10 protein-coding genes are annotated in these 12,585 nt (G+C 42.0%); 1 reads left to right on the plus strand and 9 read right to left on the minus strand.

Going from position 1 to position 12,585, the window contains the following annotated elements; translation table 11 throughout:
* Positions 1 to 31: 31 nt before the first annotated feature.
* The 4 genes from DRF63_RS05525 to hemC are packed head-to-tail and all read right to left on the minus strand — an operon-like array spanning position 32 to position 4,346.
* Positions 32 to 1,282, minus strand: coding sequence for a heme biosynthesis protein HemY (locus tag DRF63_RS05525; protein WP_043991844.1), 1,251 nt, complete (start codon positions 1,280 to 1,282; stop codon positions 32 to 34).
* 11 nt (positions 1,283 to 1,293) lie between these two features.
* Entirely contained in the window at positions 1,294 to 2,634 is a 1,341-nt protein-coding gene (locus DRF63_RS05530) for a uroporphyrinogen-III C-methyltransferase (protein ID WP_005597783.1), read from the minus strand.
* A 9-nt stretch (positions 2,635 to 2,643) separates the two neighbouring features.
* The gene (locus DRF63_RS05535; protein WP_005597785.1) at positions 2,644 to 3,408 is read right to left on the minus strand and encodes a uroporphyrinogen-III synthase; all 765 of its coding nucleotides are present in this window, start codon (positions 3,406 to 3,408) and stop codon (positions 2,644 to 2,646) included.
* An 8-nt stretch (positions 3,409 to 3,416) separates the two neighbouring features.
* Positions 3,417 to 4,346, minus strand: coding sequence for a hydroxymethylbilane synthase (gene hemC, locus DRF63_RS05540; RefSeq protein ID WP_043877980.1), 930 nt, complete (start codon positions 4,344 to 4,346; stop codon positions 3,417 to 3,419).
* Positions 4,347 to 4,614: 268 nt separating this feature from the next.
* Between hemC and adhE the strand changes: the two genes are divergently transcribed.
* Complete coding sequence (gene adhE / locus DRF63_RS05545; RefSeq protein ID WP_005597789.1) at positions 4,615 to 7,230, plus strand: bifunctional acetaldehyde-CoA/alcohol dehydrogenase; 2,616 nt, start codon at positions 4,615 to 4,617, stop codon at positions 7,228 to 7,230.
* A gap of 173 nt (positions 7,231 to 7,403) precedes the next feature.
* Here adhE and groL read toward each other — a convergent pair whose 3' ends face one another.
* The 5 genes from groL to DRF63_RS05570 all read right to left on the minus strand — a co-directional run bounded on the left by groL (position 7,404) and on the right by DRF63_RS05570 (position 12,571).
* On the minus strand, positions 7,404 to 9,047 hold the full coding sequence (gene groL / locus DRF63_RS05550) for a chaperonin GroEL (protein WP_005597791.1): 1,644 nt from the start codon (positions 9,045 to 9,047) through the stop codon (positions 7,404 to 7,406).
* Positions 9,048 to 9,106: 59 nt separating this feature from the next.
* Positions 9,107 to 9,397, minus strand: a complete 291-nt coding sequence (locus DRF63_RS05555; protein ID WP_005597793.1) for a co-chaperone GroES — start codon at positions 9,395 to 9,397, stop codon at positions 9,107 to 9,109.
* 211 nt (positions 9,398 to 9,608) lie between these two features.
* Positions 9,609 to 10,331, minus strand: coding sequence for a purine-nucleoside phosphorylase (gene deoD / locus DRF63_RS05560; protein ID WP_005597795.1), 723 nt, complete (start codon positions 10,329 to 10,331; stop codon positions 9,609 to 9,611).
* A gap of 58 nt (positions 10,332 to 10,389) precedes the next feature.
* On the minus strand, positions 10,390 to 11,166 hold the full coding sequence (gene deoC, locus DRF63_RS05565) for a deoxyribose-phosphate aldolase (RefSeq protein WP_005597797.1): 777 nt from the start codon (positions 11,164 to 11,166) through the stop codon (positions 10,390 to 10,392).
* 136 nt (positions 11,167 to 11,302) lie between these two features.
* The gene (locus DRF63_RS05570; RefSeq protein ID WP_005597798.1) at positions 11,303 to 12,571 is read right to left on the minus strand and encodes a NupC/NupG family nucleoside CNT transporter; all 1,269 of its coding nucleotides are present in this window, start codon (positions 12,569 to 12,571) and stop codon (positions 11,303 to 11,305) included.
* Positions 12,572 to 12,585: the final 14 nt, after the last annotated feature.

The raw sequence follows: 12,585 nt of genomic DNA on the forward strand, positions 1-12,585 counted from the left end.
CTTTCGATAAGTGGCTTTTTTATCGTCCGAATTATACGGATTTTTCAATTAATGCAACATTCGGCTCAGGTTCGCTTTTCTTATCCATACTTACTTGTTTCAAATTAAGCTCGCGGATTTTATTCGCCAACTCCACATCACCGATTTGCTCCGCAACGTGAAGCGCCATAATTCTATCGTTTGCAACACACTCACGGTGTTCAATCAATTGAGCGAAATAATTTTTCGCTTTCTCAAATAATCCTTCTCGGGTATAGATATAACCTAACGCTCTTGCATAATCGTCAGTATATTGCGCATCGGCTTTATCCGCTCGCTTAACCAACAGTTTTACCAATTTACTTTCTTCGGCAACTTGTAAACGAGTAAGTTGTTCAAGTAGCGGTACCAACTGATCATCTTCATATTTTTTCACGGTTTCCAATGCAATCTCTTGAGCGGACTCATGATCATCGGTATCAATTAAGCGTTTGACTAAACCGGTACGAACATAAATGGATTTACGGCGACGGCTCGGTTGATTTTCCCACCATGCCAATAAACCGTCTTGTCCTTCCTCATTCATTTTTTCATCAAGTAAACCGTCATCAACAAAGTGCGTTAATGCATCGTATTCTTCTGCAGAAAGGAAACTACGTTGTCCAATATCTTCTAAAATACCGTCTAAAGCGTTATATGCTTTCGAGTCTTTATAAATGTTAATCGCTAAGCGCAGTACTTCCGTATTACGAGGAGCTAATTCAATTAAACTGTCAATCGCACTACGAGCCGCCGGCAGTTTATTTTGTTGAACTAAAATACGGGTTCGGGCTAATTCCACCGCAACATTATTCGGTCCGGCTAATTCCGCCGCTTCAATTAAATATTTATTCGCATTGAATTCATCACCGCCTTGTTGTGCTGCTTCGGCCGCTTTAATCAGATTTAAAACGGGCTCGTCCGCGTGTTTTGCATTCTTACTAAATAATTTTTCCGCTTTAGAATAATCGCCTTCGCTCATTCGCATTAACCCTTCTAAGGTTTCTTGCTGGGCTTTTTTATGTTTACGGTTAAAGAACCAGTTATACGAGCCTTTGCTTAAGCGACAAAAACGACTAATAATGACTTCAATCGAATAAACCACCGCCATTGCAATCACAAAGAAGACTACTAACATTACCAAGCTCATTTCGATTACCTTCGTATCGGTTTCAATACGAACGTAACCTTGATTACCAGAAAGATAAGGGCCGACAATTAAACTCGCCAGTAATAAAAGCATTAAAAAAAGCACTCTAAACATCGCTATCCTCCTTACTGTGCAACTGAAGACGGTTGTTCAGTTTGGGGCTGAACGGGTTGTTGCGGTACCGGCTCCTCTTTTGTTTCAGTAGCCGGTTGAGCTAATTCTTTTTCCGCTTTAATTTCAATTTTTTCTACCGTTTGAGGCGCTTTATTTAAGAGATGTTCCAATAATTCAATACTTTTAAGACGATCAGGCGCATCAATATAAATAGATTGTTCGCTTAAATCATCCAATTCTTTCAAGAAACTTTTCACACTTTCGTTTTGCGTTTCAAAATAACTTCTAATCCAAGTACCGACCGCATCTAACGATTGCTTATACAATTCATTTTGCTGACGCGGGATAGCAAGAATAGCAATCTGTAAACGTAAACGAATATTCTCACGTAAATAAACTTCCTGATTCGGTGCGACAAACGCTTTTTCATCCGCTTTATTACGATCGCTTACACGAATAAAATGATCTAAGAAAGAACTTGCGCTTTTTTCAATATTTTTTTGCCAATCTTCAATCGAATCGCTTACTTCTCCGCTTTCCATTACGGTATCTTCAATAGCTTCATTAGCGATCATCGGTAAATCATCCAAACGATTTGCCAGTGCGGTTAAACGTTGCATCAAACTATTCTGATCTACGTTATTCACATTTGCCAACTGGCTCAAATCACTTTTGATCGCACTGCGTACATTTGCAACGTCCGTATTGGAAACTTGTGATAATACGCTATCAGCTTCCGATAATAAGCTCTTAGCCGTATCGATATCGTTATCCAAAACCAATTTGCGTAATGCGTTATTGAGTAAAAAATCCGCATCGGATAATTTCCAAACAACCGATTCCGACTGAGGCACGCCGCTTACTTTTTGCAATTGTGTTTTCAAGCCGTTAATTTGACTCAGGTAATTCGATTGCTCTTGTTCTAATTGGCCGATACGTTCCAACGCTTTCTGATATGAAGAACCCAGTTCTGCAATTTGCGCTTTTTCCGCATCAAAATTCGGGATTTCTATTTGAGGAGAAGAAACAGGTTGTTGCCCTGCCAGTTTTGCGATTTGTTGCTCTACATCGGTAAATTTCTGATTTGCCAAATAATGACCCGCACCGCCGACTGCAATCGCAACTAATAATGCCAACAGAGCAATGCCTTTGCCGCCGGATTTTTGAACGACGACCGTTTTTCCTTCAGCCTTTTGTTCCACTTTCGTATCCTCTTTATCTGCTTGAGAAGCGGTCTCTTTTTCTGAATTTTCTACAAATTCCTGTTTAGATGAATTAGTTTCTTGCTCAACGGCTGTAACCGCTTCAACAACATCTTCCGTTTGTTCAATGTTCTGTTTATCTTTTGACATATTTCCACCTTAGTTAGATTTGTCGATAAATTTCAATACGCTTTCCAGCAGACTATTATTATCCGCTTTTTCGGACAGTAGAACCTTATTTCTACCCCAACCCAATTTATACGCCAGTTGAGCGATACGAGAGCTAACGACGATTAAACGACATTCAATCAACCACTGACGATCGAGTTCCGCCGTTTGTTCGTATAAAGCGGTTAAAATATCCGAACTTGTCACGATAATACTATCAATGCCGGCTCGTTTACACAAACTCATTTTTTCAGTAATGTTATCTTCCGCATATTTACGACGATAACACTCTAAATATTGGACATTTGCTCCTCGTAAACTCGCTTGTTCCGCAAAAAAATCCCGCCCTTTCTCCGCTCGTAAAACGAGAATATTTTTTCCTTCTAAGCACTGCATTTCAGGTAATTCCAGTAATCCCTCACTATTCTCGGAAGAGATCGGATAATACGTAGGATACGCTGTTTTTGTCGAAAAATAGGCTGCGGATTGTCTTCCCACCGCAAAATATTTTAAATCGGAACGATACTGAAAACCTGTCTGTACGAGCGTTTCCGAAGCAAAATCAATGGCATGTTTAGAAACGGCAAATACATAATCATCCGTATTCAGACGAGACATAACCGACGGAAGCTGAGGTAATTCCGTCCCGGCTTCAATCGTAAATAACGGCTGATGAATCGCAAAAATCTGATACTGATTCAACATTTCAACTAATTCCTGCCCACGATAATCAGGGCGAGTAATTAACACATTCATTTTATTTCTTATTCGTCTTTATATACTTCCGCAAGGATTTTATCCGCACCTTGTGCAAGAAGTTGTTCGGCCACGGAAATACCTAATTGCTCGGCATTTTCTCTATCCGCTACTCCTGATGCTCGAATAATGTTCGAACCGTCCAGCGCACCGACCAAGGCGTTTAACGTTATTTCATTTCCGTTTAAGGTTGCAAAACCACCAATCGGCACTTGGCATCCGCCTTGCAAACGGGTATTCATCGCACGCTCTGCGATGACACAACAAGCGGTCGGATTATGATTTAATGTTGCAAGATAATTTAACACTCGCTCGTCATCTACTCGAGTTTCAATTCCTACCGCACCTTGCCCTGCCGCCGGCAAAGATTGTTCGACCGAAATAAAGCTACGAATACGCTCAGGCATTCCTAAACGAATTAATCCGGCAGACGCTAAAATAATCGCATCATATTCGCCGTTATCCAATTTTGATAAACGAGTGCCAACGTTACCACGCAAAGATTTCACTTCCAAATGCGGATATTTTGCCATCAATTGACACTGACGACGTAAGCTGGATGTCCCCACAACGGCTCCGGCAGGTAATTCGTCTAAATTTTGATATTTATTTGAAACGAACGCATCACGCGGATCTTCTCGCTCGCAAATTACCGCCAAACCTAAACCTTCCGGAAAGGTCATCGGCACGTCTTTCATTGAATGCACAGCAATATCCGCACGGTTTTCTAAAAGCGCCAATTCCAATTCTTTTACAAACAACCCTTTTCCGCCGATTTTAGCTAACGGGGTATCTAAAATCACATCGCCTTTAGTAACCATCGTCACTAATTCGACAGAAAGTTCCGGAAAACGTTTTTCTAATTCGTCTTTTACAAAATTTGCTTGCCACAATGCAAGAGGACTTTGGCGAGTCGCAATACGTAAGGTATCTTTCATAGGTAAATTCATCATTTTGTTGTACTTATATAAATGTTCTTATCCTACCATTAATTACCTGTAACTGCCAAAATTTCTGTGTAAAGTTAATACATTATGCATTGGATAGCCGCCTACTTATTTATGATAATTATTATACGAAATAAAATTTGACATAAATCAAAAACACCTCTAAAGAGTTATGAATTTAATGCAATCTACAAATATTTAGGTAATAATTTTATCAGTTAAAAAAATTTGAAATTTGAAACTTTAGAGGAACCAAACTATGGCTAACAATGCAAAAAATGCACAACCATATGATGCTCAAACCGAAGTAAATCAGCTAGTTGAAAACGGTTTAAAAGCTCTCGAAGAATTTCGTCAGCTTAACCAAGAACAAGTGGATTACATCGTTGCAAAAGCCTCCGTGGCGGCACTGGATAAACATGGCGTTCTAGCAATGCACGCTTATGAAGAAACGGGGCGGGGCGTATTTGAAGACAAAGCGACTAAAAATCTATTTGCTTGTGAATATGTCGTAAATAATATGCGACATTTAAAAACGGCGGGGATAATTAGTGAAGATAACGTAACCGGTATTACCGAAATCGCCGACCCTGTCGGTGTCGTATGCGGCATAACTCCGACAACCAACCCAACCTCAACCACTATCTTCAAAGCGTTAATCGCCCTCAAAACTCGTAACCCAATCGTTTTTGCTTTCCACCCTTCCGCACAACAATCTTCCGCTCATGCCGCTCAAGTTGTATATGATGCCGCCGTTGCTGCCGGCGCACCGAAAAATTGTGTGCAATGGATTAAAACCCCGTCAATGGAAGGTACTTCCGCATTAATGAAACATCCGGGTATTGCAACCATTCTTGCTACCGGCGGTAATGCCATGGTTGAAGCGGCATATTCTTGCGGTAAACCGGCATTAGGCGTAGGGGCGGGTAACGTACCGGCTTATGTGGAAAAAACTGCTAAACTAGAACAAGCTGTTTACGACATTGTGATGTCAAAATCTTTTGACAACGGTATGATTTGTGCATCCGAACAAGCGGCGATTGTCGATAAAGAAATCTATGCCGATTTCGTGAAAGAAATGCAATCTTACGGCGTATATCTGGTAAATAAAAAAGAAAAAGTACTGTTAGAAAAATTCATTTTCGGTGTGGATAAAGCCAAAGATGAAAACTGTGCCGGAGCAAAATTAAATGCGGCGGTCGTAGGTAAACCGGCGGCATGGATTGCCGAACAAGCGGGTTTTAGCGTGCCACCAAAAACAAACATCCTACTTGCAGAATGTGCGTTTGTCGGTGAAGGCGAACCGCTTACTCGTGAGAAATTATCACCGGTACTTGCATTATTAAAATCGAATTCAACCGAACACGGTTTAGAACTTTCCGAAGCGATGGTAAATTTCTACGGTTTAGGTCACTCGGCGGCAATCCATACGCAAAATGTCGAATTAGCAAAAACATTCGGCGAGCGCGTTAAAGCGATTCGTGTAATTTGGAACTCGCCATCAACATTCGGTGGTATCGGTGACGTGTATAATTCATTCCTTCCGTCCCTCACATTAGGTTGTGGTTCTTACGGTAAAAACTCCGTAAGTAACAACGTAAGTGCGGTGAACTTAATTAATATTAAACGTGTGGGCAGACGGAGAAACAATATGCAATGGTTTAAAGTTCCATCAAAAATCTACTTTGAGCGTGATTCAATTCAATATCTCAAATCAATGAAAGATGCGGAAAAAGTGATGATCGTGACCGACCGCTCAATGGTAGATCTCGGTTTTGTCGATAGAATTACCGACCAATTACGCCAACGTCGTAATAAAGTGATGATTCAGTTATTTACCGATGTTGAACCGAATCCAAGTTTACAAACCGTACAACGCGGGACGGAACTTATGCGTAGCTTCCAACCGGATACCATTATTGCCTTAGGTGGCGGCTCGCCTATGGATGCGGCAAAAGTAATGTGGTTATTCTATGAACAACCGGAAGTGGATTTCCGTGATTTAGTTCAGAAATTTATGGATATTCGTAAACGTGCGTTCAAATTCCCGCAATTAGGTCGTAAAGCGAAATTTGTCGGTATCCCGACCACATCCGGTACCGGTTCCGAAGTCACGCCGTTTGCGGTCATTACTGACGGCGATATTAAATATCCGTTGGCCGACTACTCTCTCACGCCGACAATTGCGATTGTAGATCCTGCATTAGTGATGTCAGTGCCGGCTCATGTTGCAGCGGATACCGGTTTAGACGTATTAACTCACGCAACTGAGGCTTATACTTCAATACTTGCCAACGACTACACCGACGGTTTAGCGTTACAGGCAATTAAACTGGTATTTGAAAATTTAGAAAAATCCGTGAAAGAATTTGATGAAGTCGCTCGCGAGAAAATGCACAATGCTTCAACTATGGCAGGTATAGCGTTTGCAAACGCATTCTTAGGTATTTGTCACTCAATGGCGCATAAAATCGGCGGTAAATTCCATACGATTCACGGTCGTACCAATGCGATTTTATTACCGCACGTAATTCGTTATAACGGTACTCGCCCGACTAAAGTGGCAACTTGGCCGAAATACACAAACTATGTTGCGGATAAACGCTTCCAAGACATCGCACGTATTTTAGGTTTACCGGCGACAACGCCTGAAGAAGCGGTGGAATCTTACGCTAAAGCGGTACATGATTTAGCAGTACGTTGTGGTGTTAAAATGTCTTTACGTGAACAAGGTATTGACGAACAAGAGTTCTTAGACGCACGTCGTGAACTTGCATTAAATGCCTTTGAAGACCAATGTACTCCGGCAAATCCACGTCTTGCAATGGTAGAAGATATGGAAGAGATAATGACAAAAGCTTACTATGGCAAATAATTGACAAATAATCTTTTTCTCCCTTAATATGATTGAATGATGAAATGTACCAAGGGCTAACAAAAGTTAGCCCTTTTTTTCATATTTTGCCTAATATGTGATGCAGATATAATATAAAAAAACCTCCGAGAAATTTCTCGGAGGTCTTAATGAACAAACTAATGGAGGATGAATTACATCATTCCGCCCATACCACCCATGCCGCCCATTGCTGCAGCCGGATCTAATTTTTCCTCTTTCGGTAAATCTGTGATCATACATTCTGTCGTGATCATTAAACCTGCAATTGATGCTGCGAATTGTAATGCCGAACGAGTTACTTTTGTCGGATCTAAGATACCCATCTCAAGCATATCACCGTATTGTTCCGTACCGGCATTATAACCGTAGTTACCGTTACCGTCTTTCACATTACGAGCCACAACGGACGCTTCTTCGCCTGCGTTAGTCACGATTTGGCGAAGCGGTGCTTCCATCGCACGAAGCGCAAGTTTGATACCGACATTTTGCTCTTCATTATCGCCTGTTAAAGTTGTAGCTACTTTAGAAGCCGCACGCACTAACGCAACACCGCCTCCCGGTACAATACCTTCTTCAACTGCCGCACGAGTTGCGTGTAACGCATCATCCACACGGTCTTTTTTCTCTTTCATCGCCACTTCGGTTGCCGCACCTACTTTGATTACCGCAACACCACCGGCTAATTTTGCAACACGCTCTTGAAGTTTTTCTTTATCGTAATCTGATGTCGAATCTTCAATTTGTTGGCGAATTTGCGCTACTCGTGCTTTGATTTGCGCTTCGTCACCGATACCGTCAATAATGGTTGTGTTATCTTTTGTGATCACAACACGTTTTGCTTGACCTAATTCTTCGAGAGTCGCTTTCTCAAGTTCCATACCGATTTCTTCCGAAATCACAGTACCTGCGGTTAAAATTGCAATATCTTGTAACATTGCTTTACGACGATCGCCAAAGCCCGGTGCTTTTACCGCAGCCACTTTCACGATACCGCGCATAGTATTTACCACTAATGTTGCTAACGCTTCGCCTTCGATATCTTCCGCTACGATTAATAACGGTTTACCCGCTTTCGCTACCGCTTCTAATACCGGTAAGATTTCACGAATGTTGCTGATTTTTTTATCGACTAAAATAATGTATGGATTTTCTAATTCAACCGTACCGGCTTCCGGTTTGTTGATGAAGTATGGAGAAAGGTAACCACGGTCAAATTGCATACCTTCTACCACATCTAACGCATCATCTAAACCTGTACCGTCTTCAACGGTGATAACGCCTTCTTTACCGACTTTTTCCATTGCTTGCGCAATTAGTTTACCTACGGTTTCATCAGAGTTTGCTGAAATCGTACCTACTTGCTCAATTTCTTTTGAAGTTTCGCACGGCTTAGAAATCGCTTTTAATTCTTCCACTACAGCAACAACCGCTTTATCGATACCGCGTTTTAAATCCATCGGATTCATACCTGCCGCTACTGCTTTTAAGCCTTCGTTTACGATTGCTTGAGCAAGAACAGTTGCGGTTGTCGTACCGTCACCTGCCGCATCGTTCGCTTTTGACGCCACTTCTTTTACCATTTGTGCGCCCATATTTTCGAATTTATCTTCCAATTCGATTTCACGTGCAACCGACACGCCGTCTTTAGTGATGGTTGGTGCGCCGTATGCTTTATCTAATACGACATTACGACCTTTCGGGCCTAAAGTTACTTTTACCGCATCCGCTAAAACATTCACGCCTTTTAACATTTTTACACGTGCGTCATTACCGAATTTAACGTCTTTTGCTGCCATTTTTTCTTCCTATAAATTATTTATTCAATTTGCAAAAAATTAGTGATGACCGCTTATCACTACTCTACGATAGCTAAAATATCGTTTTCAGAAAGAATTAACACTTCTTCGCCGTCAATTTTTTCTGATTTAACCCCATAACCTTCGTTGAAGATAACGACATCACCAACTTTTACCGCTAATGCTTGTACGGAACCGTTTTCTAATAAACGACCTGTACCAACCGCAATTACTTTACCGCGCGTAGATTTCGTCGCTGCCGAACCGGTTAAAACAATACCGCCTGCAGAACGTGTTTCCACTTCTTCACGTTTTAAAATTACTTTATCGTGTAATGGACGAAGAGTCATTGTCTGTTTCCTTCTATTATTTATTTGTAAAAAAATTTCGCACGCCGAATTGCGTGCAACGATAACCAACATTGGGGCAGATTATCAGCTTTCAAGTGAGTTTTACAAAATTTTGTGCAAAAGCAATCGCTTTCGTCTGATTTTTAGACAAAAAAATCCTCCGAGCTTTTCAGCCCAGAGGATTTGTAAAGTAATACGGAAAATCGACCGCTTATTCCGCTTTATCGCCGATTAACACGGACTCTAATGCAATCGTAATCATATCATTAAAGGTTAATTGGCGTTCTTCCGATGAAGTTTGCTCACCGGTACGGATATGGTCTGAAACGGTACAAATCGCTAACGCTTTTGCACCGTATTCCGCCGCTACCGCATAAATACCCGCCGCTTCCATTTCCACGCCTAAAATGCCGTATTTTTCCATTACGTCAAACATTTCCACATCCGGCGTATAGAATAAGTCCGCAGAGAATAAGTTACCGACACGTGCCGCAATACCTTTTTGTTTTGCCGCTTGTACCGCCGCTAAGGTCATATCAAAGTCGGAAATTGCCGCAAAATCGTTGTCACGGAAACGGATACGGTTTACTTTTGAATCGGTGCAAGCACCCGAACCGATAATTACATCACGCACTTTTACATCTTGACGTACCGCACCGCAAGAACCGACGCGAATGATCTTTTTCACACCGTATTCGGTAATCAATTCTTTTGCATAAATTGAGCAAGAAGGAATCCCCATACCGTGTCCCATGACCGAAATACGGCGACCTTTATAAGTACCGGTGTAGCCGAACATATTACGCACGTCCGTTACTTGTACCGCATCTTCTAAAAATGTTTCCGCAATATATTTTGCACGAAGCGGATCGCCCGGCATTAATACAACGTCAGCAAATGCACCTTCCGGTGCGTTAATGTGTGGAGTAGCCATTTTGTTTTCCTCTATTACGATATAGTTTGTAAAAAATTAATAAATTTAGACCGCTTGCTTAGTAGCCGCTGACTTTTTGGTTTGCTTGTCCGTTTAATGCCGCCAGTAAATTCGTCAGTAAACTTGAAGCGCCGAAACGGAAATGATCCGAATTCACCCAATCATGACCTAAAATTTCTTGCGCAAGCGCTAAATATTGCGCCGCTTCTTCCGCTGTTTTCACGCCGCCCGCCGCTTTAAAGCCGACTCTATCCGCTACGTTTAAATCACGAATGGTTTCTAACATAATACGAGCATATTCAAGCGTTGCATTTACCGGCACTTTACCTGTTGAAGTTTTAATAAAATCCGCGCCGGCTTTAATGGAAATTTCGCTCGCTTTACGAATTAATTCGGCAGTTTTCAGTTCGCCGGTTTCAATAATGACTTTTAGTAATACGTTTGACGCTTGGCAAACCGCCTTACATTGTTGTACCAATTCAAAGCCGATTTGTTCGTTACCCGCCATTAATGCTTTGTAAGGGAAGACCACATCCACTTCATCGGCACCGTAAGCCACCGCCGCTTTGGTTTCTGCGACTGCAATGTCAATATCATCGTTACCATGCGGGAAATTGGTTACCGTGGCAATTTTAACTTGCTCGGTTCCCTGTGCTTTTAACGCTTTACGTGCGATAGGCACAAAACGCGGGTAAACACATACCGCTGCCGGCGTACCGAATTCCGTCTTACCTTGTTGGCAAAGCGCAATAACTTTCTCATCCGTATCGTTGTCATTTAATGTGGTTAAATCCATTAAGGATAAAGCGATTTTCGCCGAATCTTTTAAACTCATACGAGCCCCCTTCTTACTTTTGTAAAAATATAGAAAAATTAGACCGCTTGCACGATATACATACGCGCAAACGTTTACTTAGCTCTAAAACGACAACACCACTGTTTCCAGTGGTGTTTCTATAAATCAATTGCGATTACATTACCGCGCCGCCGATACCGATAAATAAACCGGCAATCGCCGCACTCATTAAGTTGGAGAGCGTACCTGCAGCAACAGCTTTCACCCCCATACGCGCTACGTCGCTACGACGACTTGGCGCCATACCGCCTAAACCGCCGATTAAGATTGCGATTGAGCTTAAGTTTGCAAAACCACATAGTGAGAAAGTGATGATAGCGATTGTTTTCGGACTTAACGCAACCGCCGCTTCCGGTTTTAAGTAATTCACGAAATCGGCATAAGCAACGAATTCATTTAAAATTAATTTCTGACCGATTAACGAACCGGCTACTTGCGATTCGGCTCCCCAAGGCACACCGATTAGCCATGCTAAAGGTTGGAATACATAACCGAATAATGATTGTAACGTTACGTTTTCATAACCAATAAATGAAGATACGCCGCCGATAAAGCCGTTAAGCATTGCGATCAATGCGATAAACGCTAATAACATTGCACCGACGTTCATTGCCAATTGCATACCGGAGAAGGCACCGACTGCCGCCGCTTCAATGACATTCGAAGGTTTTTCTTCAATGTCGTCATCGCTTAATTCGTCTTTAAATTGTTCCGATTGCGGATGAAGAATTTTAGCGAATAACAAACCGCCCGGCGCCGCCATAAACGATGCGGCAATTAAATACGGAAGCGGTACGCCCATACCTGCATAACCAATCATTACCGCACCGGCAACAGAGGCTAAACCGCCGCACATTACCGCGAATAACTCGGAGTTAGTCATTGATTTAATGTAAGGTTTAACTAAAAGAGGCGCTTCTGTTTGACCGACGAAAATATTCGCCGCCGCAGACATCGATTCTGATTTTGACGTGCCTAATACTTTTTGTAACGCACCGCCGAGGATTCGAATCACAATCTGCATGATACCTAAATAGTAAAGAACGGAAATAAGCGCAGAGAAGAAGATAATCGGAGGAAGCACTTTTAATGCGAAAACGAAACCGCCGCCGCCGAACACTTCAAACATTTTGTCGCTGACCAAGCCGCCGAATAAGAAGCTGATACCGTCGTTACCGTAGCTGATAACTTTACTCACACCTTCCGCTGCCGCTAATAAACCTTTACGACCCGTTTCCCAATAAAGGATGATCGCACCGATACCGACTTGTAGAACTAACGCTCCGATTACCGTACGGAAACTGATTGCTTTACGATTATTTGATAATACAAAGGCAATCAGTAGCAGTACGACAATACCTAAGATACTATTTAACGCACTCATTTGAAAAAACCTCA

The organism is Actinobacillus pleuropneumoniae (assembly GCF_003290385.1).
Classification (GTDB): domain Bacteria; phylum Pseudomonadota; class Gammaproteobacteria; order Enterobacterales; family Pasteurellaceae; genus Actinobacillus; species Actinobacillus lignieresii.

What these genes read in the sequence shown, in the direction of transcription:
- deoD (WP_005597795.1), bottom strand. Translation starts at nt 10,331, where the DNA reads ATGGCTACTCCACACATTAACGCACCGGAAGGTGCATTTGCTGACGTT.
- DRF63_RS05570 (WP_005597798.1), bottom strand. Translation starts at nt 12,571, where the DNA reads ATGAGTGCGTTAAATAGTATCTTAGGTATTGTCGTACTGCTACTGATT.
- DRF63_RS05530 (WP_005597783.1), bottom strand. Translation starts at nt 2,634, where the DNA reads ATGTCAAAAGATAAACAGAACATTGAACAAACGGAAGATGTTGTTGAA.
- groL (WP_005597791.1), bottom strand. Translation starts at nt 9,047, where the DNA reads ATGGCAGCAAAAGACGTTAAATTCGGTAATGACGCACGTGTAAAAATG.
- DRF63_RS05525 (WP_043991844.1), bottom strand. Translation starts at nt 1,282, where the DNA reads ATGTTTAGAGTGCTTTTTTTAATGCTTTTATTACTGGCGAGTTTAATT.
- adhE (WP_005597789.1), top strand. Translation starts at nt 4,615, where the DNA reads ATGGCTAACAATGCAAAAAATGCACAACCATATGATGCTCAAACCGAA.
- hemC (WP_043877980.1), bottom strand. Translation starts at nt 4,346, where the DNA reads ATGAAAGATACCTTACGTATTGCGACTCGCCAAAGTCCTCTTGCATTG.
- DRF63_RS05535 (WP_005597785.1), bottom strand. Translation starts at nt 3,408, where the DNA reads ATGAATGTGTTAATTACTCGCCCTGATTATCGTGGGCAGGAATTAGTT.
- DRF63_RS05555 (WP_005597793.1), bottom strand. Translation starts at nt 9,397, where the DNA reads ATGACTCTTCGTCCATTACACGATAAAGTAATTTTAAAACGTGAAGAA.
- deoC (WP_005597797.1), bottom strand. Translation starts at nt 11,166, where the DNA reads ATGAGTTTAAAAGATTCGGCGAAAATCGCTTTATCCTTAATGGATTTA.